26 protein-coding genes and 1 tRNA gene are annotated in these 23,343 nt (G+C 70.6%); 15 read left to right on the top strand and 12 right to left on the bottom strand.

All coding sequences use genetic code 11. The features are described from left to right. Nucleotides 1-52: 52 nt before the first annotated feature. Together hisC and B2515_RS09465 are read left to right on the top strand one after the other, a co-directional pair. Complete coding sequence (gene hisC, locus B2515_RS09470; protein WP_293875959.1) at nucleotides 53-1,147, top strand: histidinol-phosphate transaminase; 1,095 nt, start codon at nucleotides 53-55, stop codon at nucleotides 1,145-1,147. Further along, nucleotides 1,147-2,052: a prephenate/arogenate dehydrogenase family protein gene (locus B2515_RS09465; RefSeq protein WP_293875958.1), complete on the top strand. Its 906-nt coding sequence runs from the start codon at nucleotides 1,147-1,149 to the stop codon at nucleotides 2,050-2,052. The genes hisC and B2515_RS09465 overlap by 1 nt, the downstream gene beginning before the upstream one ends. Before the next feature lie 39 nt (nucleotides 2,053-2,091). Here B2515_RS09465 and B2515_RS09460 read toward each other — a convergent pair whose 3' ends face one another. The 4 genes from B2515_RS09460 to ftsE all read right to left on the bottom strand — a co-directional run bounded on the left by B2515_RS09460 (nucleotide 2,092) and on the right by ftsE (nucleotide 4,904). Beyond that, on the bottom strand, nucleotides 2,092-2,778 hold the full coding sequence (locus tag B2515_RS09460) for a lysophospholipid acyltransferase family protein (RefSeq protein WP_293875957.1): 687 nt from the start codon (nucleotides 2,776-2,778) through the stop codon (nucleotides 2,092-2,094). After that, nucleotides 2,775-3,311, bottom strand: coding sequence for a YdcF family protein (locus B2515_RS09455; RefSeq protein WP_293875956.1), 537 nt, complete (start codon nucleotides 3,309-3,311; stop codon nucleotides 2,775-2,777). Before B2515_RS09455 ends, B2515_RS09460 begins: the two co-directional genes overlap by 4 nt. Beyond that, nucleotides 3,308-4,126: a cell division protein FtsX gene (locus tag B2515_RS09450; RefSeq protein WP_293876037.1), complete on the bottom strand. Its 819-nt coding sequence runs from the start codon at nucleotides 4,124-4,126 to the stop codon at nucleotides 3,308-3,310. Before B2515_RS09450 ends, B2515_RS09455 begins: the two co-directional genes overlap by 4 nt. 67 nt (nucleotides 4,127-4,193) lie before the next feature. Continuing rightward, a complete protein-coding gene (gene ftsE / locus B2515_RS09445; RefSeq protein WP_293875955.1) occupies nucleotides 4,194-4,904 on the bottom strand; it encodes a cell division ATP-binding protein FtsE in 711 nt (236 codons plus the stop codon). Nucleotides 4,905-5,076: 172 nt separating this feature from the next. Between ftsE and B2515_RS09440 the strand changes: the two genes are divergently transcribed. Beyond that, a complete protein-coding gene (locus B2515_RS09440) occupies nucleotides 5,077-5,826 on the top strand; it encodes an MJ0042-type zinc finger domain-containing protein (protein WP_293875954.1) in 750 nt (249 codons plus the stop codon). Here B2515_RS09440 and B2515_RS09435 read toward each other — a convergent pair. Then, a complete protein-coding gene (locus B2515_RS09435; protein ID WP_293875953.1) occupies nucleotides 5,798-7,165 on the bottom strand; it encodes an MATE family efflux transporter in 1,368 nt (455 codons plus the stop codon). The genes B2515_RS09440 and B2515_RS09435 overlap by 29 nt on opposite strands. Before the next feature lie 131 nt (nucleotides 7,166-7,296). On the opposite strand from B2515_RS09435, the gene B2515_RS09430 reads away from it, so the two are divergent. After that, nucleotides 7,297-7,383 (top strand) — tRNA-Leu (locus B2515_RS09430). A gap of 65 nt (nucleotides 7,384-7,448) precedes the next feature. On the opposite strand, the gene B2515_RS09425 is transcribed toward B2515_RS09430, so the two are convergent. Further along, the gene (locus B2515_RS09425) at nucleotides 7,449-7,916 is read right to left on the bottom strand and encodes a hypothetical protein (protein WP_293875952.1); all 468 of its coding nucleotides are present in this window, start codon (nucleotides 7,914-7,916) and stop codon (nucleotides 7,449-7,451) included. Nucleotides 7,917-8,160: 244 nt separating this feature from the next. On the opposite strand from B2515_RS09425, the gene B2515_RS09420 reads away from it, so the two are divergent. The 5 genes from B2515_RS09420 to B2515_RS09400 are packed head-to-tail and all read left to right on the top strand — an operon-like array spanning nucleotide 8,161 to nucleotide 13,655. Beyond that, on the top strand, nucleotides 8,161-9,228 hold the full coding sequence (locus tag B2515_RS09420; RefSeq protein WP_293876036.1) for a type III polyketide synthase: 1,068 nt from the start codon (nucleotides 8,161-8,163) through the stop codon (nucleotides 9,226-9,228). After that, a complete protein-coding gene (locus tag B2515_RS09415; RefSeq protein WP_293875951.1) occupies nucleotides 9,225-9,914 on the top strand; it encodes a methyltransferase domain-containing protein in 690 nt (229 codons plus the stop codon). The genes B2515_RS09420 and B2515_RS09415 overlap by 4 nt, the downstream gene beginning before the upstream one ends. Then, on the top strand, nucleotides 9,893-10,975 hold the full coding sequence (locus B2515_RS09410) for an NAD(P)/FAD-dependent oxidoreductase (RefSeq protein WP_293875950.1): 1,083 nt from the start codon (nucleotides 9,893-9,895) through the stop codon (nucleotides 10,973-10,975). The genes B2515_RS09415 and B2515_RS09410 overlap by 22 nt, the downstream gene beginning before the upstream one ends. 38 nt (nucleotides 10,976-11,013) lie before the next feature. Beyond that, a complete protein-coding gene (msrB, locus tag B2515_RS09405; protein ID WP_293875949.1) occupies nucleotides 11,014-11,409 on the top strand; it encodes a peptide-methionine (R)-S-oxide reductase MsrB in 396 nt (131 codons plus the stop codon). A gap of 53 nt (nucleotides 11,410-11,462) precedes the next feature. Continuing rightward, nucleotides 11,463-13,655, top strand: a complete 2,193-nt coding sequence (locus B2515_RS09400) for a transglycosylase domain-containing protein (RefSeq protein WP_293875948.1) — start codon at nucleotides 11,463-11,465, stop codon at nucleotides 13,653-13,655. Here the strand turns inward: B2515_RS09400 and B2515_RS09395 are convergent. Genes B2515_RS09395 through B2515_RS09385 form a run of 3 tightly spaced genes read right to left on the bottom strand, consistent with a single transcriptional unit; the run spans nucleotide 13,631 to nucleotide 15,336 of the window. After that, the gene (locus B2515_RS09395) at nucleotides 13,631-14,305 is read right to left on the bottom strand and encodes a M48 family metallopeptidase (RefSeq protein ID WP_293875947.1); all 675 of its coding nucleotides are present in this window, start codon (nucleotides 14,303-14,305) and stop codon (nucleotides 13,631-13,633) included. The two genes, B2515_RS09400 and B2515_RS09395, sit on opposite strands and share 25 nt — an antisense overlap. Further along, the gene (locus B2515_RS09390; protein ID WP_293875946.1) at nucleotides 14,302-14,730 is read right to left on the bottom strand and encodes a YcgN family cysteine cluster protein; all 429 of its coding nucleotides are present in this window, start codon (nucleotides 14,728-14,730) and stop codon (nucleotides 14,302-14,304) included. Before B2515_RS09390 ends, B2515_RS09395 begins: the two co-directional genes overlap by 4 nt. Before the next feature lie 9 nt (nucleotides 14,731-14,739). Then, entirely contained in the window at nucleotides 14,740-15,336 is a 597-nt protein-coding gene (locus B2515_RS09385) for an SCO family protein (protein WP_293875945.1), read from the bottom strand. A 62-nt stretch (nucleotides 15,337-15,398) separates the two neighbouring features. Here B2515_RS09385 and B2515_RS09380 point away from each other — a divergent pair, with 62 nt between their 5' ends. Further along, complete coding sequence (locus tag B2515_RS09380) at nucleotides 15,399-15,995, top strand: ankyrin repeat domain-containing protein (RefSeq protein WP_293875944.1); 597 nt, start codon at nucleotides 15,399-15,401, stop codon at nucleotides 15,993-15,995. A gap of 26 nt (nucleotides 15,996-16,021) precedes the next feature. On the opposite strand, the gene B2515_RS09375 is transcribed toward B2515_RS09380, so the two are convergent. Then, complete coding sequence (locus tag B2515_RS09375) at nucleotides 16,022-16,687, bottom strand: HAD family hydrolase (protein WP_293875943.1); 666 nt, start codon at nucleotides 16,685-16,687, stop codon at nucleotides 16,022-16,024. Next, nucleotides 16,684-17,352: a YggS family pyridoxal phosphate-dependent enzyme gene (locus tag B2515_RS09370; protein WP_293875942.1), complete on the bottom strand. Its 669-nt coding sequence runs from the start codon at nucleotides 17,350-17,352 to the stop codon at nucleotides 16,684-16,686. Before B2515_RS09370 ends, B2515_RS09375 begins: the two co-directional genes overlap by 4 nt. A gap of 21 nt (nucleotides 17,353-17,373) precedes the next feature. Here B2515_RS09370 and B2515_RS09365 point away from each other — a divergent pair, with 21 nt between their 5' ends. After that, nucleotides 17,374-17,898, top strand: coding sequence for a thiamine phosphate synthase (locus B2515_RS09365; protein ID WP_293875941.1), 525 nt, complete (start codon nucleotides 17,374-17,376; stop codon nucleotides 17,896-17,898). A gap of 22 nt (nucleotides 17,899-17,920) precedes the next feature. On the opposite strand, the gene B2515_RS09360 is transcribed toward B2515_RS09365, so the two are convergent. Beyond that, complete coding sequence (locus tag B2515_RS09360; RefSeq protein WP_293876035.1) at nucleotides 17,921-18,598, bottom strand: hypothetical protein; 678 nt, start codon at nucleotides 18,596-18,598, stop codon at nucleotides 17,921-17,923. Between the two features lie 264 nt (nucleotides 18,599-18,862). Here B2515_RS09360 and B2515_RS09355 point away from each other — a divergent pair, with 264 nt between their 5' ends. The 4 genes from B2515_RS09355 to holA are packed head-to-tail and all read left to right on the top strand — an operon-like array spanning nucleotide 18,863 to nucleotide 23,341. Beyond that, complete coding sequence (locus B2515_RS09355; RefSeq protein WP_254288074.1) at nucleotides 18,863-19,306, top strand: DUF3576 domain-containing protein; 444 nt, start codon at nucleotides 18,863-18,865, stop codon at nucleotides 19,304-19,306. An 8-nt stretch (nucleotides 19,307-19,314) separates the two neighbouring features. Then, the gene (leuS, locus tag B2515_RS09350) at nucleotides 19,315-21,825 is read left to right on the top strand and encodes a leucine--tRNA ligase (protein ID WP_293875940.1); all 2,511 of its coding nucleotides are present in this window, start codon (nucleotides 19,315-19,317) and stop codon (nucleotides 21,823-21,825) included. Then, complete coding sequence (gene lptE / locus B2515_RS09345) at nucleotides 21,822-22,325, top strand: LPS assembly lipoprotein LptE (protein WP_293875939.1); 504 nt, start codon at nucleotides 21,822-21,824, stop codon at nucleotides 22,323-22,325. Before leuS ends, lptE begins: the two co-directional genes overlap by 4 nt. After that, the gene (gene holA / locus B2515_RS09340; RefSeq protein WP_293875938.1) at nucleotides 22,322-23,341 is read left to right on the top strand and encodes a DNA polymerase III subunit delta; all 1,020 of its coding nucleotides are present in this window, start codon (nucleotides 22,322-22,324) and stop codon (nucleotides 23,339-23,341) included. Before lptE ends, holA begins: the two co-directional genes overlap by 4 nt. Nucleotides 23,342-23,343: the final 2 nt, after the last annotated feature.

Here is a 23,343-nt window from a genome sequence, read left to right as displayed (position 1 = left end):
CGCTACGGCGCTCTTCTTGTCAACGCAAGCACCCGCCCGCTAAGGCCGCGTCATGACCGTACCTGCCCCCAAGCCCTGGATCATGGGCATCGCCCCCTACGTTCCCGGCCGCGCCACCAGCGAAGACGGCCGCAAGGTCGCCAAACTGTCGTCGAACGAGAATCCGTTCGGCACGCCCGAGGCCGCGCGCAGCGCCTATCGCGACGCCGCGATGCATCTGGAACGCTATCCCGACGCCGCCGCGATCGACCTGCGCGCCGCGCTCGCCGCGCATTACGGGGTCGAGGCGGAGCGGCTGATCTACGGCACCGGATCGGACGAGGTGCTCCACCTCGCCGCCGGCACCTTCGCCGGGCCGGGGGACGAGATCATCCACGTCCGCTACGGCTTCGCGGTGTACGAGATCGCGACGCGGCGCGTCGGCGCGACGCCGGTGGTGGTCGCCGATCGCGACTATGCGACCGACGTCGATGCGATCCTGGCGGCGGTGACCGAGCGGACCCGGATCGTCTTCGTCGCCAACCCGAACAACCCGACCGGCACCTATTCGACCCGCGACGCAATCGCGCGGCTGCACGCCGGCTTGCCCTCGTCCGTTCTGCTGGTGCTCGACCAGGCCTATACCGAATATCTCGATCCCGAAGACGACGACGGCGGGCTGGAGCTCGCCCGGACGCAGCCGAACGTGCTGGTGACGCGCACCTTCTCGAAGATCTTCGGGCTGGCGTCGGAGCGGGTCGGCTGGGGCTATGCCGCGCCCGCGATCATCGACGCGATGCACCGCATCCGCGCGCCCTTCGCGTTCAGCGTCGGTGCGCAGGCCGCGGCGATCGCCGCGCTGGGCGATGCCGCCTTCGTCGAACACAGCCGCAGCCACAACCACTGCTGGCGCGGCTGGTTCGCCGAACAGGTCGACGCGCTGCCCGGCCTGCGCGCGGTGCCGAGCAAGGCCAATTTCGTGCTGGTCCTGTTCGAGGGCGCGCTGACTGCGGAGGTCGCCTACAAGGCGCTGATGGCGGCGGGCTATGCGACCCGCTGGCTGCCGGGCCAGGGCCTGCCGCACGGCCTGCGGATCACGATCGGCACCGAGGCGGAGATGCGCGACGTCGTCGCCGTGCTCCGCGCCGAGGTCGAACGGGCCGCCTGATGCTGCCCTTCGCGCGCGTCACCATCATCGGGCTAGGCCTGATCGGATCGTCGGTGGCGCGCGGCGTGCGGGCGGCGATGCCGACGGTGCGGATCACCGGCTATGACGCCGATCCCGACGTGCGCGCGATCGCCGACCGGATCGACCTCGCCGACGACATCGCCGACAGCGCCGGTGCGGCGGTGATCGACGCCGACCTCGTCATGCTCTGCGTCCCCGTCGGCGCGATGGGCGCGGTCGCGGCGGAGTTCGTCGACGACCTGCCCGCCGACGCGATCGTCAGCGACGTCGGCGGATCGAAGGAGAGCGTGCTCGCGGCATTGCGCGCGGTGCTGCCCGACGCGACGATCGTCCCCGGCCACCCGGTCGCCGGCACCGAGCACAGCGGCCCCGAGGCGGGCTTCGCGACGCTGTTCCGCGGCCGCTGGTGCATCCTGACGCCCGAGGACGGCACGCCCGACGCGCCCGTGCTGCGATTGCGCGCCTTCTGGGAGGCTTTGGGCGCGCAGGTCGAGGTGATGACCCCGAAGCATCACGATCTGGTGCTCGCGGTGACCAGCCATGTGCCGCACCTCATCGCCTATTCGATCGTCGGCACCGCCAGCGACCTCGAGGAGGTGACGCAGTCGGAGGTCATCAAATTCTCCGCCGGCGGGTTCCGCGACTTCACCCGCATCGCCGCCTCCGATCCGACGATGTGGCGCGACGTCTTCCTCAACAATCGCGAGGCGGTGCTGGAGATCCTGCAGCGGCTGACCGAGGACGTGACGATGCTGCAACGCGCGATCCGCTGGGGCGATGGCGAGCAGTTGTTCGACCTGTTCACCCGCACCCGCGCGATCCGCCGGTCGATCATCGAACAGGGTCAGGACGACGCCAAGCCGGACTTCGGCCGCAGCCACTGACGCGACAGGCGCGTCCGTGCCGGACCGGTCGACGCACTTCTAGCCGCGATCGAGCACGTTGATCGCGCTGTGGACCCGCGCCTCGATCTCGGCGCGGGGCAGGCCGGCGGGGATCACGTCACCCAGCCGGATCGTCACCACGCCCGGCCGCTTCGCCCCCTGCTTCGGCCACACCACGCCGGTGTCGAGCGCCACCGGCACCACCGGCATGCCCAGCGCGCGATACAGGCCGGCGAACCCCGATTGCAGCGGTGGCTGCTCGCCCGGCGACACGCGCGTGCCCTCCGGATAGATCAGGATCGACCGCCCCTCCGCCTTCAGCGCCTTGGCGGCGCGCATCATCGATCGCAGCGCGCTCGCCGAGGCTTCGCGATCGGCGACGATCCCGCCGTAGCGCATCGCCGCCCAGCCCCAGAACGGCAGCCGGCTGAGTTCGCGCTTGATGACCATCGCCGGGCCGCCGAGCACCAGCTGCAATTCCAGCGTTTCGAACATCGCCTGATGTTTGGCGGCGTAGAAGATGGCGCCGTCCGGCACCTGCCCCTCGACGACCACGCGAATGCCCATGACGGTGCGGTACAGCAGCCGGTGCATCCGCGCCCAGACATGCGCATGCCGCATCACCGCGGCGCGCCCGAACAGCGCCGACACCGGGACGGTGAGGACGATCGGGACGGAGAGGCCATAGAACATGATCGTGAAGATCAGGGTCCGCAACCGGTTCATCCACCCACTCCCAGCCACAGCGCGACGCGCCGCAGGATCAGCTTGTTATATTCGTTGACCAGGGTGCCGAGCCGCGGCGTGCTCGGCACGCCGTCGCCGAGCACGCGCACGCCCGGCCCCATCGCCGCGCCGAGTTCCATCCGCGCGCGCGGCACGTGCCAGTCGGAGGTGACGAGCCGGATCGTGCGATAGCCGTGGGTCTTGACCCAGGCGGCGGTTTCCTCGCCGTTCGAGCGCGTGTCGACCGCATCCGCGCCGAGATCGATGCAGCAGGCGAACAGCGCCGCCGGCGTGCGATATTCGCGCGCGAGGTCGATCGGCCGCACCCCCGGCGCGACGCCGGTGACGAGCATCCGCCGCGCCTGATGCGCCTGCAGCAGCGCGATGCCGCGGTCGATCCGGCCCGCGCCGCCGGTCGGCACCACGATCGCATCGGTGGTGTTGCCCTCCAGCGGGCGCGGCAGCAGCAGCATGAACACGGCAAAGCCGAGGCACCACACCAAAGCGACCAGCCCGAGCAGCCGCGTCATCATAGCGCCTGCCTCAGCGCGCCGACGATCGTCATCCGCGCCGCCGCGGTCGCCAGCACGACGAAGCCGACCGGCAGCAGCACCAGCAGCGCCCAGTCGCCCGCCCCCAGCGTGATGCCGCCGAGCAGTTCGGACCCCAGCGCCGCCAGCCGCGTGCCGAGGAAGGCGAGCACCGCCAGCGCCGCGGCGCCGCCCGCCGCGGCACCGATCGCGGCGTCGAGCGCGATCCGCCGCTGGAACAGCCGCGCGACCTGCAGGTCGGTCGATCCGAGCATGTGCATCACCTCGATCGTCGCGCGATGCGTCTCGAGTCCGGCGCGCGCCGCCAGCACGACGACCGCGGCGGTGGCGGCGAGCATCAGCACGACGAGGCCGAGCGCCAGCCAGGTCAGCGTATCGAGGAAATCGCCGACCGGCGACATCCAGCGCTGGTGCCGGTCGACGCGGCTCTGGCCGCTGATCCGCTTCACCGCGGCGACGACCGGATCGGGATCGGCGCCGGCGGCGAGGTCAACGTCGATCATCGCCGGCACCGGCAGGTCGGCATCGGCGCCCGTGCTGCCCAGCCACGGTTCGAGCAGGCGCTGCAGCGCGGCGCGATCCACCGGCGTGGCACGCCGTACCCCGGGCAGCGCGCGCAGCACGCCGAGCGTGCGCGCCGCCAGCGCATCGCGCGCGACCGGACTGCCCTCCACCACCTGTACCGTCAGCCGCCCGGCGAGCTGCCGTTCGAGCGCCTGCGCCGACTGGCGCGTGCCGAGCCCGAGCGCGGCGGCGAGCAGCGTCAGGAACAGCATGATCGCCATGACCCAGGTCATCGCGCGCAGGCCACCCGCCTCGTCGAGGACGCGCCGGTCCGCCCCGCTCACGCCGCCGGCCTTCCGCTCATGCCTGCCCCCGCGGCGGCGGCGGATAGCGCAGCGACCCGGTCGGATCGTGCAGCCGGCCCTTGTCGAGCCGCATCATCTGCGCCCCCGGCACGCGGTTGAGCAGCTGGAAATCGTGCGTCGCGACGACGACGGTGGTGCCGAGCTTGTTGAGCGATTCGAACAGATGGATCAGCCGGTCTGCCATGTCGGGATCGACGTTGCCGGTCGGTTCGTCCGCGACCAGCACCTCCGGCCGGCCGATCACCGCGCGGGCGATGGCGACGCGCTGCTGCTCGCCGCCCGACAAAGTCGCCGGGCGCGCGCGCGCGCGTTCGGCGAGGCCGACCCAGGCCAGCATCTCGCGCACCGGCTGTTCGATATCCGCCTCGGGCATGCCGGCGACGCGCAGCGGCAGCGCGATATTGTCCCAGGCGGACAAATGCGGCACCAGCCGGAAATCCTGGAACACCACGCCGATCCGGCGGCGGAATCCGGGCAGGCGGCTGCGCGGCATCGTCACCGCATCCTCGCCGAACAGCCGGATGATCCCGCGGCTCGGCCGCTGCGCGAGATAGAGCAATTTGAGCAGCGAGGTCTTGCCCGCGCCGCTCGCGCCGGTCAGAAAATAGAAGGCGCCGCTGCCCAGCGTGAAGCTGATGTCCGACAGGGTTTCCTGATCGGTGCCATACCGCAGCCCAACGTTTTCGAACTGCACGATATTTGCCATGAACGTGGCCGCGACCGCTCCAACAGGACGCCGGGAGGGCAAGCTCCCGGCCTTGCCGACTGCCTTCGCATGCGCGGCGCGCGGCTTCAAGCTTGCCAGCATGGCGGCTCACGTGCTTAGAATCGCCCGCGTTGCGGTCATCGTTCCGCGACCCGTCCGTGAAGCGTTGCGCATGATCCTCGAATGTCCCGAATGCAGCACCCGCTACCTGGTGCCCGATAGCGCGATCGGGGCCGAAGGACGCACCGTCCGTTGCGCCAATTGCCGGCACAGCTGGTTCCAGGACCCGCCGCTGCCCGAGGCGCCGCCACCGCCGCCCGCACCGGCGGAACCCGCGCATCCGGCGATCGACGAGGACGAGGACGGCGTGCCGCCGTTCCTCGAGCCCGCCGCAATTCCCTCCACCCGCGCCGCGCCGGTGCCGGAGCCGGTGATCGTCCCGCCCCCGGGCGGCTTCGACGCCTTCGCGCATCGCCCGCCGTTCCGGAACCGCCGCAACACGTCGCGGCGCTGGACGGTGATCGCGATTCTCGCCGGGCTGCTGATGATCGCGGGCGTCGGCGCGATCCTGTTCCTCGGTGCCCCCGGCCTGCTCGCCGGGATCGGCCTGCCGGTCGGCACGGAGGAATCGCCGCTGCGGCTGAAGGACAATCCGATCGAGCGCCGCGAGCTGGAGAACGGATCGGAGCTGTTCGCGGTCAGCGGCCGGGTCACCAATCCCTCCGGCGAGCGCCAGCGCGTGCCGGACATCCGCGCAGAGCTGCGCGATGCGCAGGGCCGGATCGTCTACAGCTGGACGATCACGCCGCAGCAGCGCACGCTCAACCCCGGCGGGTCGATCGACTTCAATTCGGCCAAGCTCGACGTGCCGTCCAATTCGAAGCGGCTGGAGCTCAGCTTCGCCGGAGAAGCCGCGAACTGACCAGCGCGAATCGCGCGCCGTGGAGGATCGCGGCGGCGAGCATGCCGGCGCCCGATGCCCAGACGAGCGCGATCGGCCCGACGCCGGCATGGACCAGCCACCAGCCCACCCCGCCGGTGACGACGAAATAGGCGAGGATGCTGTTGACGCCCGCCGCCACCTGGTCGCCGAGGCTGCGCAGCGCATAGACCAGCACGATCTGGATACCGTCGAAGACGACGAACGGCGCCCAGCGCGGCAGCATCGTCGCAGCGATGCGGTGCACCTCCGCGGTCGCCGGGAACAGCGCGACGATATCCCCCGCCCCCGCCGCGAGCAGGGCCGCCCCCAGCCCGAGCGCCGCCGCCGCGAGCGCCACCGCGATCAGCGTCCGCCGCACCGCCGCCGCCGGCTGCCCCTCGCCCACCGCATTGCCGGCGCGCACGCCCGCCGCCGATCCCAGCCCGAGCGCGACCGCGAAGGTGACGTTGTGCACGGAGAAGACGATCTGAAAGCCGTGCGCCGCCGCATCGCCGAGCTGCGTCGAGAGCGCGATCAGCACCGAGAAGCCGGCCAGCTCCAGCCCCGACGCCACCGCCGGCACGATCCCGAAGACGGCAAGGCGCCACGCCCCGCGCGGCACCGCGATCCAGGCGGCGCGATCGAGGCGCAGCACGCCGCGGTCGCGCGCACGCGGCAGGGTGACGACGCTCGCCACCATGCCCGCCGCGCCGAGCAGCGAGGCGATGCTCGTCGCCAGCGCCGCGCCGACCGCGCCCAGCGCCGGCAGTCCCATATGCCCGGCGGACAGGGCCCAGGCGAGCAATGCGTTGACCGGCAGCACCGACAGATTGACCACCGTCACGCGGCGCGGCCGGCTGACCCCTTCGAGGAAGAAGGCGGCGGCGACATTCACCAGCTGGAACGGATAGGCGATGGAAAAGGCGCGCACGACGCGCGCGCTCTCGTCGATCCGGTCGGCGGCGACGCCGAGCAGCGCCAGCAGCGGTTCGGCGAAGACGAGGAAGATGCCGCCGATCGCCAGCCCCAGGATCAGCCCGAGCAACAGCCCCTCGCGCAGCACGCTGCCGGTCCGCGGCAGATCGCCCGCGCCGTCCGCGCGCGCCGCCATCACCAGCACCCCCGACAGCCACGCGAGGCCGGTGACGATCCCGACGAAGCCGAGCGCCCGGCTCGCCCCCAGTGCCGCCACCTCCTCGGTCGAGACGAGGCCGACGACCATGACGTCGGTCACCTGCAACAGCGTCCAATTGAGGCTGGTCAGCATGACCGGCCAGGCGAGCGCGAGCAGCCGCCACGTCTCCGCGCGCGTCGTCAGGGTGGGATGCGGGCCGGCCATGGCGGGGCGCTAACCGTTCGCCGCGACGACGAAAAGCGCGATTGCACGAAAAGGGACGTTGCGGAGCCCGAAACGCTTTGCTAGGGGCCTGCGCCTGCCAGATGCCGGCCCAGCCCGGCGTTCTCACACGTGCGGCCGTGGCGGAATTGGTAGACGCGCAACGTTGAGGTCGTTGTGGGCGAAAGCCCGTGGAAGTTCGAGTCTTCTCGGCCGCACCACTTTTTTCAGTCGGAACGGATCATCCGCTACCGCGCCTCTCCCGGGCGCGGAGGCCCGACCGGCGTCAGGCGGCGCCGAGCCTTCGCAGATAGGCAGTGACCGCGGTACAGCCCTGATCGCTCAGCGAGATTTCCATGCGCCGACGGTCGACGGGGTCGATGACCCGGTCGATCAGCTTCAGCTTGTGGAGATGGTCGATCCAGCGCTGCGACGTCGTCACCGGCGCATGCGCACTGGCGACCAGCGTCTTGACGTTCATCGTCCGCCGCTCTTCCTGCGCGACGAACAGCGCGAGCAGCATGTCCCAGGCGGGTTCGTGGAACAGTTCGGCGGGAAAGTGATCGAACCGCGCCATCCGCTGCGCGAGCAGCTGCTTGGCGAGTTCGCGCGGATCGAGCGCCGCGGTCCCCATCGGCACGCCCGCATCCGGCTCCAGCGTCAGCCGATCGGCGCGCGATCCGAATTCCACGGCAATGGCAGAGAGTTGCGTAGTGAGGTCCTTGACCAGACCGGCAATGGACTCATTGGGCACGTCGCATTCCCCGTCGCGTCGTTGGCGGCGGCGAACTTATCATTCGGTCGCCAAAAAACACAAGCATATCGGGTATATGGCAGCTTTGGTCCTATCGGTGCGGCCCCATCGCCCGCCCCGTGCCTGCCGCATCCCGTGCTGCATCCCCTGCTGCATCCCCTGCTGCATCCTTGTCAGGCCGTCGAACGTTGCTCATCCTCCCCTATCCCGCGGACCTGCCCCGCGGACCGCAAGGACCAGTCTGCTGCCCGCCGACATCGCTCACCTGAATGCCGTCGGCACCGCCGTGCCGCCCCATGACGTGCACCACGCCTTCATCGCCTGGGCGAGCGACCGGGTGGACGACCGCGCACGGCCGCTGTTCGCGCGGATGGCCGCGCGTGCCGGGATCGCACATCGCTGGTCGGTGCTGCCCGGCGTCGGCGGGGCGAGCGCGGTCGAGGCCGGCGGCTTCTACGCCGACGGCATGCCCGGCACCGCCGCGCGCATGGCGATCTATGCGGAGGCGGCGCCGGGGCTGGCGCTCGCCGCGATCGGCGCGCTGGGCGAACAGGTCGGCCTCGACGGCATCACCCATCTGGTCGTCGCCAGCTGCACCGGCTTCGTCGCCCCCGGCATCGACCAGATCATCGCCGCGCGGCTGGGACTTTCCTCCGCCGTCGAACGGCTGCTGATCGGCTTCATGGGCTGTTACGCGGCGATCGTCGCGCTGCGCAGTGCGCGGCATATCGTCCGGTCGGACCCGGGCGCGCGGGTGCTGGTGGTGACGGTCGAACTGTCGTCGCTCCACCTGCAGCAGGAGGATGCGGTCGAACCGTTGCTGGCGATGCTGCAATTCGGCGACGGTGCCGCCGCGGCGCTGGTCAGCGCGGAGGCGAGCGGCATCGCGCTCGGCCGCCCGTTCGCCGCCAACCTGCCCGACAGCGCCGCGCTGATCCGCTGGACGATCACCGACACCGGCTTCGCGATGCATCTGGACGGCGCGGTACCGGGGCGAATCGGCACCGCATTGACCGAGCCGGGGTTCGTCGCCACGGTCACCGGGGGCACGCCGCCCGCCGACCTGTTCTGGGCGGTCCATGCCGGCGGCCGTTCGATCCTCGATGCGGTGCAATCCGCGCTCGCGCTGCCGGTCGATGCGCTCTCGGCGTCGCGCGGCGTGCTCGCCGACAATGGCAACATGTCGTCGGCGACGCTGATGTTCGTGCTCGCGCGCCTGCTCGCCGATCCGCCCGCCGCGCGCAGCGGCGTCGCGCTCGCCTTCGGTCCCGGCCTCGCCGCCGAGGGACTTGCGCTGCGGTTCGCGACATGACGCTCGCCACGCGCGCGCAGGCCGAGGAGCTGATGGACGCGGACGACCTGCCCGCGGACACCTATGCCGCGGTCGTCGCCGACCTCGCCCGCGTCAACGTCGTGACGCTGGCGGCGCGGCCGACGCTGGCCTTCCTCGACCGGGTGACGCGCGGACGGACGGCGCTGCGGCTGCTCGACGTCGGCTATGGCGACGGCGACATGCTGCGCCGGATCGCGCGCTGGGCGGCGCGGCGCGGCATCGCGGCGGAGCTTACCGGCATCGACCTCAATCCGCGCAGCGAGGCGGCGGCGCGTGCGCACACGCCGCCCGGCACCGCGATCACGTGGCGGACCGGCGATTATGCCGACCTCGCCGGCGGCGGCTGGGATGCGATCGTCTCCAGCCTCGTCGCGCATCACATGACGCAGGCGCAGCTCGTCGCCTTCCTCCGGTTCATGGAGGCGGAGGCGGCGCGCGGCTGGCTGGTCAACGACCTGCACCGCCACCGCTTCGCGCATGCCGGCTTTCCGCTGCTCGCCACGCTGGCGCGCTGGCATCCGATCGTGCGCCATGACGGCCGGCTGTCGATCGCGCGCGCCTATCGCCCCGCCGAATGGCCGCCGCTGCTCGCCGCGGCGGGCGTCACCGATGCGCGGGTGTTCCGCGCCTTTCCGTTCCGGCTGTGCGTCGAACGGCTGCGCTGATCGTCGGCGGCGGCCCGGCGGGGTCGGCGGCCGCGATCCGGCTCGCCGCGGCGGGTGCGCGGCCGCTGCTGGTCGAGCGCCATCCTGACGCCGATGCGCTGTGCGGAGGGTTCGTCAGCTGGCGGACGCTCGACCGGATCGCGGGGCTGGGCGTCGATCCCGACGCGCTCAACCGCGACCGGCTGACGCAGGTGACGATCTTCGCCCGGGGCCGCGTTCGCGAGGCGGCGCTGCCGCGGCCGGCGCTCGGCGTCTCGCGGCGGCGGCTCGACACGCTGCTGCGCGAGGCGGCACGGCGCAGCGGCGCGGCGATCGAGACCGGCGTCACCGTCCGCCACGTCGAGGGGCTGACCGCGCATCTCGCCGACGGTGCCGCGATCGCCACAGAGGCGCTGTTCCTCGCCACCGGCAAGCACGACCTGCGCGGCCTCGCGCGCCCGGCCGCGGCGCGCGGGCCCGATCCGACGCTCGGCATCCGCGTCCGCCTGTCGCCCGCTCCGGCGCTGCGCCGCCTGCTGGCCGGGCGGATCGAGCTGCACCTGTTCGAATCGGGCTATGCCGGCATCGCCTTGCAGGAGGACGGCAGCGCCAATCTGTGCATGGCGGTGCACCGGTCGCGGCTGCACGCGGCCGGCACCCCGGCGGAGCTGCTCGCGGCATTGGGGCGCGAGCTGCCCCGGTTCGGCGAGCGGATCGCGCATCTCGCCGTCGACGCGCCCGTCGATGCGATCGCCAACGTCCCCTATGGCTGGCGGCAGCGCAGCGGCAGCCCCGGGCTGTTCCGGCTCGGCGACCAAGCGGGCGTCATCCCCAGCCTGGCGGGCGAGGGGATGGGCATCGCGCTGGCGAGCGGCATCGACGCCGCCGAGGCGTGGCGGGTCGGCGGTCCGGCCGCGGCGACGGCGTGGCAGGCGCGGTTCGCGCGCCGTCTCGCCCGGCCGATGGCGGTCGCGGGCGCGGTGCGCGCGATCGCCGAGAGCCGCTGGTCGGCGCCCGTCGTGGCGATCATGCCGGCGCGACTGATCCAGGTCATGGCCCATGCGACCCGAATGACCCCATGATGGTTGACGCAGCCCCCTCCCCTCCCAAGATTGGCGTTATGGATCAGTTGAACCTTTCGGAAACCGAGTGGCGCAAGCGGCTTACGCCGGCGCAATATCATGTCCTGCGCGAAGCGGGGACCGAACGCGCCTTTGCCGGCGCGCTCACCGACAACAAGGCGGACGGCACCTATGCCTGCGCCGCCTGCCATCTCGAGCTGTTCGACAGCGCCGACAAATATGACAGCGGGTCGGGCTGGCCGAGCTTCACCCAGCCGGTCGCGGCCGACCGCGTCGCGGATCACACCGATACCAGCCACGGCATGACGCGGACGGAAACGCGCTGCGCCCGCTGCGACAGCCATATGGGCCATGTCTTCCCCGACGGCCCGCCGCCGACCGGCCTGCGCTATTGCATGAATTCGATCGCGCTGGAGTTCCACGCCCGCAAGTAAGGGCGCCCGCCGCTTGTAGCGGGCGCGGTTAACCGGTAATCGCCACGGTCTTCATGGCCCGTGCGCGTACCCCCCGCTCCGCTCCCGTTCGCCGCTCGCCTTGGCGTCGGCGGATCATCGTCACTTTGCAAATCTTGATCGGCCTCGGCGTCCTCGCGCTCGGCGCGCTCGCCATCGCCGTCTATGTGGCGCGATCGCAGCTGCCGAGCTTCGACGAGCTCAAATCCTCGCCCAACGGCCAGATGATCCGCGTCCATGCCGCCGACGGCAGCGTGATCGTGTCGATGGGGCCGAGCTATGGCGAATGGCTGGCCTACGGCCAGATCCCGCGGGTGATGCGCGACGCCACCGTCGCGGTCGAGGATCGCCGTTTCTACAGCCACCCCGGCGTCGATCCGCTCGGCATCGCGCGCTCGGTGATGGTCCGCTACGAACGCGGCCGCTGGATCCAGGGCGGATCGACGATCACCCAGCAGCTGGCGCGCAACGTCTTCCTCAACAACCAGAAGAAGTTCGGCCGCAAATTCCGCGAATGGATCCTCGCGCTCGCGCTGGAGCGCAAGTTCAGCAAGGAACAGGTGCTCGAACTCTACCTGAACAAGGTCTATTACGGCGGCGGCGCCTATGGCATCGACGCCGCCAGCCGCAAGTTCTTCGGCCATGGCGCCGAACGGCTGAGCCTTGCCGAGGCGGCGGTGATCGCCGGGCTGGTCAAGGCGCCGTCCAACTACTCGCCGACCGCCGATGCGCAGGCCGCGGTCGGGCGCGCCGGCGTCGTGCTCGATTCGATGGTCCGCTATGGCGCGATCACGCAGGGTCAGGCCGACGATGCCAATCCCACGTCGCTCGCGCTGGCGCCCGAACCGCGCCAGAACAGCGCGCGCTATTTCACCGACTGGGCGCTGCCGCAGCTCGATACGCTGATCGACGAGACCGAAGCACCGCTCGACGTGTGGACGACGCTCGACCTCGGCATGCAGCGCGACGCCGATGCCGCGGTCCGCGCCAATGCGCCCGCGGGCGCGCAAGGGGCGCTGGTCAGCCTCGACCGCGACGGCGCGGTGAAGGCGATGGTGGGCGGCAAGGATTACGTGTCCTCGATCTACAATCGCGCGACGCAGGCGCAGCGGCAGCCGGGGTCGGCATTCAAGTTGTTCGTGTATCTCGCCGCGCTGGAGGCGGGGCACAAGCCCGAGGATACGGTGGTCGACGAGCCGGTGACGATCGACGGCTGGAGCCCGCGCAACGATTCGCGCCGCAATTCCGGATCGGTGACGCTGCGCACCGCCTTCGCCTATTCGCTCAACACCGTCGCCGCCAAGCTGGGGCAGGAGGTGGGCTTCACCACCGTCGCCGACATGGCGCGCCGCTTCGGCATCACCACGCCGGTCAACACGCACCCCTCGATGGTGCTCGGCACCTCCGACGTCCGCCTGATCGACATGACCCGCGCCTTCGCCAGCGTCGCGAACAAGGGCGTGGCGATCACGCCCTATGGCATCACCAAGGTCACCGCGAACGGCCAGACGATCTACACGCACGAGGTCGATCGCAGCCGCGTGCTCGTCGCGCCCTATGTCGCAGCGCAGATGACCGACCTGCTCCAGACCGCGGTCAACACCGGCACCGGCCGCGCCGCGCAGATCGGCCGCCCGGTCGCGGGCAAGACCGGCACCACCAGTTCGTCCAAGGACGGCTGGTTCCTCGGCTTTTCCAGCGGCCTCACCACCGGGGTGTGGATGGGCCGCGATGATGCGCGCCCGATCAGCGGCCTGCACGGCGGCACCGCCCCGGCCCGCGCCTTTGCCGCGTTCATGAAGCCCGCCACCGCCAGCCGGCCGATCGAGCAGTTCGAGACGCAGGTGACGCTGCCCGAATGGCAGCTGGAGCCGGACGAGGAGAGCTATTTCGGCCAGCCCGACAATGGCGGGATGATGGTGGACGAGGACGGCAATCCGATCCCGCAACAGTCGCGCGACGAGGAACAGCAGCTGCAGGACGACACCGGCGCGCCGCCCGCCCCCGCCCCCGCCGCCCAGCCGCAACAGCAGCTCGACGAGCTGATCGATCGCGTCACCGGCCGCGACCAGCCCGGCACCGATCGCCGCGACGAGCGTCGGGACGATCGGCGCGACCCGGGGGTCCCGGGTCGCCAGCCGCTAACGCGCGACGACCGCCGCGACCCGAACGCGCCGCTCCGCCAGCCGCTGCAACGGCCCGTTCAGGACGATCGCCCGATCCAGTGAAGCCCCGCCCCGTGCGTGCGCAGCCAGGCGCGCGCCGGGGTCGGATCGCTGCCGTACAGCCGCTCGACCAGCGCATGGAACGCAGGCGCGTGGTTCATATGGACGCGATGCGCGACCTCATGCGCCACCGTTGCCTGCAGCACCCAGCCGGGCGCGAGGATCAGCCGCCAGCTGTAGCGGATGACGCCGTCATGCGCGCAGCTGCCCCAGCGCCCGCGCGCATCGCCGATCGCGACCTTGCTGACCGTCACGCCCGCCTTGGCGGCATAAGCGGCGGTTTCCGCGGCGAGCCGGTCGAGCGCCTGCCGCTTCAGCCACGTCTCGACACGTCGCGGCAGCGTATCGAGCGGCCCGGACAGCGACAAGGTTTCGCCGATCACCTCGACCCGCCGCCGGCTGCCCGGCTCCCAGACGATCGTCAGCGGCCGGTCGGCGACGGTCAGCACCATGCCCGGCCCATAGGGGCGCGGCTGCGGCAGGCGGGCGCGCTGTTCGGCGATCCATGCGACCTTGCCCTGCGCCCAGGCGAGCGCCGGCTTCAGCGCCGCACGCTTGGGTACCACCAGCCGCGCGACGCCGCTCGCCGGATCGAGCGACAGCCGGATGCGCCGCGCGGTCGGATGGCGGACGACCTCGAACGGCGCGCTCACAATTCGCGGTCGACGATATGGTTTTCGAGGTCGCCGACGTCGTCCTCGCTGACCGTCCAGCCGCGCACCGAGATGCCGGCGGTGTGGACCGATTCCCGGTCGCCGCTGATGAGGTAATGCCAGTCGCGCAACGGTTCGCCCGCGGCGCGCAGCCGATAGGCGCAGGTCGAGGGCAGCCAGTCGATCCCGCGCACGTTGCCCGCGGTCAGCCGCACGCATTCCGGCACATAGGCGCGGCGATGCTTATAGTCCGAACAGAAGCCGCTGCGCCGGTCGAGCAGGCGACAGGCGACGTTGGTCGCCACCACCTCGCCGGTGTCCTCGTCCTCCAGCTTGTGGATGCAGCATTTGCCGCAGCCGTCGCACAGCGCTTCCCACTGGCCGCGGTCGAGCTGCTCGATCGGCAGCTCCCAGAATCTAACCATGGTGTGTCGTCATTTCGCCCAGCGCCTGATCTCGTCGGCCACCGCCTGCGGCCCCTTGTCCGACGGCAGCAGCGCGAGCGGCTTGCCGTCCGGGTCCATCAGATAGGTGGTGCGGCTGTGGTTCACCAGATAGCCGCCGCCGGGCTGGGCCTCGCCCTTGCCCGCGAACACCGCATAGGCCTTGGATATCGTGGCGATCTGCGCCGGCGTGCCGGTCAGCCCGACCATGCGCGGGTGGAAGCTGGCGACGAAGCTCTTCAACACCGCGGGCGTGTCGCGGTCGGGATCGACGCTGACGAAGACCGGCACGATGCGTTTGGCCAATGCGGGATCGTTCGCGTCGAGCATCGCCAGACCCTTGCCGATCGCCGCCGCGTCGGTCGGGCAGACGTCGGGGCAGAAGGTGTAGCCGAAATACATGATCCGGTAGCGGCCGGCGAAATCGCGGTCGGTGACGGTGCGGCCGTTCTGGTCGGTCAGCGTGAACGGCCCGCCGATCTTCGCGCCCGCCAGCGGCGGCGCTTCGGTCGCGGCGGGCTGGCAGGCGGCGAGTGCGACGACGATGGTGACGGGGACGGCGAACGGGGCGAGGCGCAGAATGTTCATGACCGCGCCAGCTGTGATCTGTTACCGACAGGCCTGCAAGTTTCGTCTTTGAGGGACCGACCATGATCCGCCCGCACCTCCTCTCCGCCCTCGCTCTCGTCACGCTCGCGGTGCCGGCGGCGGCGCAGCAGCAGTCGGAAAGCTACAAATTCCTCTCCGCGATCGAGAAGGAGGACGGCAAGGCCGTCACCACGATGATCGAGACGCCGGGCAGCACGATCATCAACACCAAGGCGGTGACGACCGGCAAGGGCGCGCTCCACATTCTCGTCGGTCATTCGGGCAGCATGTACGTCCAGTATCTGCTGCAGCACAAAGCCGATCCGAACATCCGCGACGCCAAGGGCAACACGCCGCTGATGCTGGCGGCGATGGCGGGGCGCGAGGACCTCGTCGACCTGCTGCTGACCTACAAGGCGAATCCGAACCTCGCCAATTCCTCAGGCCAGAGCGCGCTGATCCTCGCGGTCAACGCCCGCAACGAGGCGATCGCGCGGACGCTGATCGCCAAGGGCGCCGATCCCGACCAGACCGACAATATGGCCGGCCTGTCGGCGCGCGACTATGCGCTGCGCGATTCGCGCAACCCGGTGATGGTCGCATTGTTCAAGGATGCCCCCAAGAAGGTTCGCGCGCAGGTGTCCGGCCCGAAGTTCTGACCGGCCGGCGGTACAGTCGGGGCGCCTCAGACCCCGACCAGCCGCGCCACGTCCGCGAAATCCGCCGCGACCGCGTCGACGCCGATCGTCAGCAGCCGCGCATCGTGGCCGATGCCGCAATGCGTGCCCGCGCACAGGCCGATGACATAGCCGCCCGAGGCCACCGCCCCGGTCGCGCCGACCGGCGAATCCTCGATGATCGCGCAATCGGCGATGTCGACCCCGATCGCCTGCGCGCCGTGCCAGTAGAGATCGGGGGCGGGCTTGCCCTTTGCGACATGCTCGCGACCGCTGTAGATATGGTCGCCGAACGCGTCGGCCAGCCCGATATGCTCCAGATGCCGCCGGATCCAGCGCGTCGGGCTGGACGACACCACCGCGCGCGGCAGGTCGGCGGGCAGTGCGCGGACGAACGCCGCCGCGCCCGCCACCGCATCGATCCCCGCCGCCATCGCGCGCGCATCCTCCGCCTCGCGCGCCGCCTCGAACCCGGCCGGCAGCGGGCCGCCGATCCAGCGCTCGATCGCCGCGCGGAAATCGGCGCCGGCCAGCCCCATGAAATTGGCCATCGAATCCTCCGGCGTGGTCGGATGCCCCGCCGCGGTCAGCCATTCGGCGATCTGGCGATTGCCGGCATATTCGCTCTCAATCAGCACGCCGTCGAAATCGAAGAGCAGTCCGCGAAACCTCATGCCCGCGCTCCAAACAGCGCGCTGCCGACGCGCACATGCGTCGCGCCGAGCGTCACCGCGGTCTCGTAATCCGACGACATGCCCATGCTGAGCCCGGTCAGCCCGGCGTCGCGCGCCAGCTTCGCGAGCAAGGCGAAATAGGGTGCGGGTTCGAGGTCGGCGGGCGGGATGCACATCAGCCCGGCGACCGGCAGGTCCGCGGCGCGCGCGCGATCGAGCAGTGCCGGCAGGTCCGCGATCGGACAGCCACCCTTCTGCGCTTCGGCACCGATATTGACCTGCAGGAAGCAATCGGGCCGGCGCCCCGCCTTCGCCATCGCCGCGGCGAGCGCATCGACCAGCGACGCACGGTCGACCGCGTGGATCGCATCGAACAGGGCGACCGCCTCGTCCGCCTTGTTCGACTGCAACTGGCCGATCAGGTGGAGCGTCGCATCGGGGTAGGACTCGCGCAGCGCCGGCCATTTCGCCGCCGCTTCCTGCACCCGGTTCTCGCCGAACACGCGCTGGCCCGCCGCGAGCAGCGGCGCGATCGCCTCGGCCGGATGCGTTTTCGACACCGCGATCAGCGTCACCCCGGCGGGTTCGCGACCGGCGATACGGGCGGCGTGGGCGATGCCGGCGGTGACGGCGTCGAGCGGGGTCGGGGGAGTGGCAGCGGTCATGCGCGCCGCTATAGCGGCCCGGTGGCCAATCTGAACCGCAATTGCGCGCCCCGCCGCCACGCCTGGCTGATGACCGATGCGCGGATCGGCGACGCGCTGCTGCCGACCCTGCTGGCGCTGCCGCCGGGGGCGGGTGTGGTGTTCCGCCATTACGATGTGCCGCGCGCGGAGCGGCATCGTCTGTTCCTGCGCGTGCGGCGGCTGGCGCAGGCGCGCGGCCTGCGGATCAGCGTCGCGGGCGGCCTGCCGGGGGCCGGCGCGCATAACGGCCGGCGCGCGCTCACCCATGCGGCGCACGATCGCCGCGAGGCGGTGGCGGCGATGCGGGCGGGCGCGACTTGGCTGTTCGTATCGCCGCTGTTCGCGACGCGATCGCACGTCGGTGCGACGCCGCTGGGGGTGCGCCGGGCGTTGCCGATCGCCCGCGGGTTGCGGGCCGAGCGTATCGCGATGGGGGGCATGACCGCGAAACGCTGGCTGCGATTGCGCCGCTATGGCTTCGTCGGCTGGGCGGCGATCGACGGACTGGTAGTCGCCCGCCGCTAGACGCGACCTACGATCCGCCGGATCAGAAGCGGAAGGCGGTGCCGACGTAGACCGACTGGCTGTCGCGTCGGGTGTCGTCGAGCCGCGCCAGCCGCTCGCGATCGGAGCGATAGCGCATGCCCGCGGTGACATCGAGGTTGCGGGTCAGCGCGTAGGAGCTGCTGACGTCGACCGAATAGCTCGGCAGTTCCTGCGTCAGCTTCGGCGTGTTCTCGAGCGGGCGATCGGCGACCGCGACGATGCGGCTGCTCGCGCGGCCGGTGCGATAGCTGAGCGCGACGTCGGTCGATTCGCGGCTGCCCGGGATCGGGCCGAGATCGACGCGGTTGACCGCGCCGGATACGGCGAAGCGCTTCCAGCCCACCGACACGCCCAGATTATAGGCGATCGGCTGGATGCCGACGGTCGGTGCCGTGGCTGCGCCGGTACGGCTGGCATCGACCAGCGCCGTGCGGTTGGTCCGGGCGCGGACCGCGACGGTCACCGCGCGCTTGTCGCGGGCCTCTGCAGGCGTGAAGCGGAAATCGGCGCCGTCGAGGCCGCCACGGGCGATCGCCGCGGCGAGGCGCGGATCGGCGGCGGCCGGGGTGAACGATCCGGCGATTCGCGCCGTGATCGGACGCTTGGCCGGCTGTGCGCGTTCGCTGGCACCGAAGGCAGGCGCGACGACGACACCGGTAGCGACCAGCGCTCCCGCCATCATCACAGTCACTGCACGCCCCACGGCACGCTCGGCAAACACTAGCAGTCCCCTCGACTCCCGCTGCAACGCGCCTAACACGATTCCGGCCCGTGCCAATATGGAAGCGTTGCTGCCCGACGCATCATTTTGTCCGACTGTTGCAATAGGCACACAGATTCTGGAACGTCGCGCCACCGGTGTCTGCCACCAAGCGTCGCTTGCGGGTGCCCCCCCGCATCTATAGAGCGAGAGCGCCCTTTTTATCGCAGGACAGTTTCGCCCATGATCCGCTCGTTGCGCACCGCCCTCATGGTCGCCGCCATCGCCCTGCCGCTCGCCGCCTGCGGCGGCCGCGGCGGCAATGCTGTCGCCAAGACCGACCTCGCCGCCTCCAAGGTCACGACGATCGGCGTCAACGCCTATCTGTGGCGCGCCAGCCTCGACACGCTGTCGTTCATGCCGCTGGTGCAGACCGATTCCAACGGCGGCGTCATCGTCACCGACTGGTACGTCAATCCGCAGGTCCCGTCCGAGCGGATGAAAGTCACCGTGTCGATCCTCGACCAGGACCTGCGCGCCGACGCCGTGCGCGTCGCGGCGCTGCGCGAGGTCAACCGTGGCGGTCAGTGGGTGTCCGCCCCCGTCGCCGCCGCCACCACGCAGAAGCTGGAGGACGTCATCCTCACCCGCGCCCGCGACCTGCGCCGCGCCTCGATCGCCGGATAAGCGCCATTATGGTTACGCGTTTCAACGCGCTGAAGGCGGACCAGACCTGGCAGAGGGTCTGGGACGACCGCCAGACCTTTGCCGCCCGCGATCATAGCGGCAAGCCGCAGAGCTACGTGCTGGAGATGTTCCCCTATCCGTCGGGGCGCATCCACATGGGCCACGTCCGCAACTATACGATGGGCGACGTGCTGGCGCGGTACCGCCGGATGCGCGGCTATGAGGTGCTCCACCCGATGGGGTGGGACGCGTTCGGCATGCCCGCCGAGAATGCGGCGATGGAAAAGGGCGTCCACCCCGGCACCTGGACGCTCGCCAATATCGAGACGATGAAGGCGCAGCTGAAGCGCCTCGGCTTCGCGCTCGACTGGTCGCGCGAGCTGGCGACGTGCAAGCCCGATTATTACGGCCACGAACAGGCGCTGTTTCTCGACATGTTCGCCGCGGGGCTGGTCTATCGCAAGGAATCGGCGGTCAACTGGGACCCGGTCGACATGACCGTGCTCGCCAACGAACAGGTGATCGACGGCCGCGGCTGGCGATCGGGCGCGCTGGTCGAGAAGCGCAAGCTCAGCCAGTGGTTCCTCAAGATCACCGACTTCGCCGACGAACTGATCGAGGGGCTCGGCGCGCTCGAACATTGGCCCGACAAGGTCAAGCTGATGCAGGAGAACTGGATCGGCAAGAGTCAGGGCCTGACCTTCGGCTTCGCCGTCTCGGACGGCGGCACGGTCGAGGTCTTCTCGACCCGGCCCGACACGATCTTCGGCGCCAGCTTCGTCGCGATCGCCGCCGACCACCCGATCGCGCAAGCCATCGCCGACCGTCCCGAGGTCGCCGCGTTCATCGCGCTCTGCAAGCAGGGCGGCACCACCGCGGCCGAGCTGGAGACGCAGGAAAAGCTCGGCTTCGACACCGGCCTCACCGCAGCGCATCCGTTCGACGCAACCCGGCGGTTGCCGATCTACATCGCGAACTTCGTGCTGATGGATTATGGCACCGGCGCGGTCATGGGCGTGCCGGCGCACGATCAGCGCGATCTCGACTTCGCCCGCAAATATGGCCTCGCCGTACAGCGCGTCGTCTCCGACGGGGATACGACCGATGCCCTGTTCGCCGGCAACGAGGCCTATACCGGTCCCGGCGCGCTGGTGAATTCGCATTTCCTCGACGGCATGGATGTCGAGGACGCCAAGCGTGCGGTCATCACCCGCGCCGAGGCGGGCGGCTGGGGCAAGGGCTCGACCGTGTTCCGCCTGCGCGACTGGGGCGTCAGCCGCCAGCGCTATTGGGGGACCCCGATCCCGATCGTCCATTGCGCCGATTGCGGCGCGGTCGCGGTGCCCAAGGACCAGTTGCCCGTCGTCCTGCCCGAGGACGTGTCCTTCGCGGTGCCCGGCAACCCGCTCGATCGCCATCCGACGTGGAAGCATGTCGATTGCCCGTCCTGCGGCAAGCCCGCGGTGCGCGAAACCGACACGCTCGACACGTTCGCGGATTCGAGCTGGTATTTCATCCGCTTCGCCAGCCAGCCCAAGGACCGGCCGTTCGACCGCGCCGTTGCCGAAAGCTGGCTGCCGGTCGGGCAATATATCGGCGGCGTGGAGCATGCGATCCTCCACCTGCTCTACGCGCGCTTCTGGACGCGCGCGCTCCGACATCTGGGCCTGCTCGACATCGCCGAGCCGTTCACCGGCCTGTTCACGCAGGGCATGGTGACGCACGAGACGTACAAATCGTCGGACAACCGCTGGCTGTCGCCCGACGACGTCCGTGACGGGATCGAGGTCGCGACCGGCAACCCGATCACAATCGGCCGCGTCGAGAAGATGTCGAAGTCGAAGAAGAACACCGTCGATCCCGAACCGATCGTCGATCAATACGGCGCCGACGCGACGCGCTGGTTCATGCTGTCCGATTCCCCGCCCGAACGCGACCTGCCGTGGAGCGAGTCGGGGATCGAGGGCGCGTGGCGCTTCGTCCAGCGGCTGTGGCGTCTGTTCGACGGCGACGGTGCCGAACCCGGCGCCGAGGGCTCCGGCGCAGGTGACCCTGCGCTCGACCGCAAGCTCCACCAGACCATCCGCGCCATCGAACAGGATATCGAGGCGCTCGCCTTCAACAAGGCGGTGGCGCGGATCTACGAGCTCTGCACCGCGATCGAACGCGCCGCGCCTTCGCCATCGCGCCGCACCGCGATCCACACGCTGATGCTGCTCGTCTCGCCGATGGTGCCGCACGTCGCCGAGGAAGCCTGGGCCGCCAACGGCTTCGACGGCCTGATCGCCGACGCCGCCTGGCCGCAGGTCGATCCGACGCTGCTGGTCGAGGACGAGGCGACGATCGCGATCCAGGTCAACGGCAAGCTGCGCGACACGCTGACCGTGCCGAAGGACCTGCCGCGCGCAGAACTCGAGGCGCTGGCGATGGCGTCCGACAAGATCGTCCGTATCCTGGACGGCAAGGCCCCCAAGAAGGTGATCGTCGTGCCCGGACGTCTGGTGAATATCGTCGCATGAGGCGGCTGCTGCTCCTCGCCCCGCTCGCGCTGGCGCTCGCCGGCTGCGGCCTCAAGCCGCTCTACGGCGGCGGCGCCGGCGGGGCGGTCGCCGCCACGCTCGCCAATGTCGAGGTCGCGCCGATCGACGGCAAGTCGGGCTGGCTGATGAGCAACGCGCTCCGCGACCGGCTGGCGGCGAGCGGCACGCCGCAATACCGGCTCGACGTGCGGCTCGACGACCGGATCGCCGGCTTCGGCGTCCGCCGCGACGACAGCGTCACCCGCGAACGCCGCACGCTGCGCGCGCGCTATCAGCTGGTGAACCTGACCGACGGCAGCGTGCTGATCGATGCGACCGCCGGGTCGGACGCCGGGATCGACGTCGTCCAGTCGGAATATGCGACGATCGCGGCGGAGAATACCGCGCTGGAGCGGCTCGCGGGGATCGTCGCCGACCAGATCGTCGCCCGCCTCGCTCTCTATGCGCAGCGCCGCGGCACCCCCGAGGCCCCGCGGTGAAGGCGAATGCGCGCGACATACGGTCCGCGCTCGAACGCCCCTCCCCCGACATCCGCCTCTATCTGCTCCACGGTCCCGACGGGTCCGCGACCGCCGAACTGGCCGGCATCCTCGCCAGGGCGATGGGGCCGGAGGCGGAACGCGTCGACCTCGACGGCGCGGTCTTGCGCTCCGATCCGGCGCGCCTGTCCGACGAGGCGGCCTCCCTGTCGCTGTTCGGCGGCGCGCGGCATATCCGCGTCGCCGCCGCTGGCGAGGAATGTCTGGAGGCGTTCACCGCGCTGCTGGCGGCCGAACACGCCGGCAACCCGGTGGTTGCGCTCGCCCCCACGGTCAAATCGACCGCAAAGATCGTCAAGCTGGCGATCGATTCGCGCCGGGCGATGGCCTTTGCCGCCTATGAGCCCAGTGCCGCCGATCTGGAGCGGCTGGCGGCCGGGATGGCACGCGACCACGGCCTGCGCCCCGGCGGTAGCGTCGCGGCGCGGCTGGCGGTCTCCTGTGGCGGCGATCGCGCGGTGCTGGCACGCGAGGTCGAGAAGCTCGCGCTGTTCCTCGACGCCGCACCGGACCGGCCGCACGATCTGGACGATGCCGCGCTCGACGCGATCGGTGCCGATCTGGGCGAGGCGGAGATGAGTCAGGTCGTCGATGCGGTCGTCACCGGCCACACCGCAATGCTCGGCGCCGAACTTGCAAAATTGGGCGAGGCCGGCACCTCCCCCATCCCCTGGTTGCGGCTGCTGGCCCGCAAGCTGATGACGCTCGCCGAGATGAAGGCGGAGATCGACGCAGGCGCGACGCAGGACACGGTCTTCAAGCGCCACCGCATCTTCTTCCGCGAGGAGCAGAGCATGGCGCAGGCGCTGCGCCGCTGGAATCCGGCGATGTTGTCGACCGCCCTCACCCGCGTCCGCCATGCCGAGCGCGCGGTGATGGCCAGCGGCAATGCCGGCAGCGTGCTGGCCGACCATGCGCTGACCGAGCTGACCCGCGGCGTCGAGCGCCGCGGCTGAGA

Origin of the sequence: Sphingomonas sp. UBA978 (assembly GCF_002292295.1) — a bacterium.
Lineage (GTDB): Bacteria > Pseudomonadota > Alphaproteobacteria > Sphingomonadales > Sphingomonadaceae > Sphingomonas.
Note: the sequence above shows the minus strand (reverse complement) of the source record. Positions and strands in the feature narration are given on the sequence as shown.

What these genes read in the sequence shown, in the direction of transcription:
- B2515_RS09360 (WP_293876035.1), bottom strand. Translation starts at nt 18,598, where the DNA reads ATGGCGGGAGCGCTGGTCGCTACCGGTGTCGTCGTCGCGCCTGCCTTC.
- B2515_RS09375 (WP_293875943.1), bottom strand. Translation starts at nt 16,687, where the DNA reads ATGAGGTTTCGCGGACTGCTCTTCGATTTCGACGGCGTGCTGATTGAG.
- msrB (WP_293875949.1), top strand. Translation starts at nt 11,014, where the DNA reads ATGGATCAGTTGAACCTTTCGGAAACCGAGTGGCGCAAGCGGCTTACG.
- B2515_RS09415 (WP_293875951.1), top strand. Translation starts at nt 9,225, where the DNA reads ATGACGCTCGCCACGCGCGCGCAGGCCGAGGAGCTGATGGACGCGGAC.
- ftsE (WP_293875955.1), bottom strand. Translation starts at nt 4,904, where the DNA reads ATGGCAAATATCGTGCAGTTCGAAAACGTTGGGCTGCGGTATGGCACC.
- B2515_RS09370 (WP_293875942.1), bottom strand. Translation starts at nt 17,352, where the DNA reads ATGACCGCTGCCACTCCCCCGACCCCGCTCGACGCCGTCACCGCCGGC.
- B2515_RS09440 (WP_293875954.1), top strand. Translation starts at nt 5,077, where the DNA reads ATGATCCTCGAATGTCCCGAATGCAGCACCCGCTACCTGGTGCCCGAT.
- B2515_RS09450 (WP_293876037.1), bottom strand. Translation starts at nt 4,126, where the DNA reads ATGACCTGGGTCATGGCGATCATGCTGTTCCTGACGCTGCTCGCCGCC.
- B2515_RS09435 (WP_293875953.1), bottom strand. Translation starts at nt 7,165, where the DNA reads ATGGCCGGCCCGCATCCCACCCTGACGACGCGCGCGGAGACGTGGCGG.
- B2515_RS09355 (WP_254288074.1), top strand. Translation starts at nt 18,863, where the DNA reads ATGATCCGCTCGTTGCGCACCGCCCTCATGGTCGCCGCCATCGCCCTG.
- B2515_RS09400 (WP_293875948.1), top strand. Translation starts at nt 11,463, where the DNA reads ATGGCCCGTGCGCGTACCCCCCGCTCCGCTCCCGTTCGCCGCTCGCCT.
- B2515_RS09385 (WP_293875945.1), bottom strand. Translation starts at nt 15,336, where the DNA reads ATGAACATTCTGCGCCTCGCCCCGTTCGCCGTCCCCGTCACCATCGTC.
- B2515_RS09390 (WP_293875946.1), bottom strand. Translation starts at nt 14,730, where the DNA reads ATGGTTAGATTCTGGGAGCTGCCGATCGAGCAGCTCGACCGCGGCCAG.
- B2515_RS09460 (WP_293875957.1), bottom strand. Translation starts at nt 2,778, where the DNA reads ATGAACCGGTTGCGGACCCTGATCTTCACGATCATGTTCTATGGCCTC.
- B2515_RS09455 (WP_293875956.1), bottom strand. Translation starts at nt 3,311, where the DNA reads ATGATGACGCGGCTGCTCGGGCTGGTCGCTTTGGTGTGGTGCCTCGGC.
- lptE (WP_293875939.1), top strand. Translation starts at nt 21,822, where the DNA reads ATGAGGCGGCTGCTGCTCCTCGCCCCGCTCGCGCTGGCGCTCGCCGGC.
- hisC (WP_293875959.1), top strand. Translation starts at nt 53, where the DNA reads ATGACCGTACCTGCCCCCAAGCCCTGGATCATGGGCATCGCCCCCTAC.
- B2515_RS09465 (WP_293875958.1), top strand. Translation starts at nt 1,147, where the DNA reads ATGCTGCCCTTCGCGCGCGTCACCATCATCGGGCTAGGCCTGATCGGA.
- B2515_RS09380 (WP_293875944.1), top strand. Translation starts at nt 15,399, where the DNA reads ATGATCCGCCCGCACCTCCTCTCCGCCCTCGCTCTCGTCACGCTCGCG.
- leuS (WP_293875940.1), top strand. Translation starts at nt 19,315, where the DNA reads ATGGTTACGCGTTTCAACGCGCTGAAGGCGGACCAGACCTGGCAGAGG.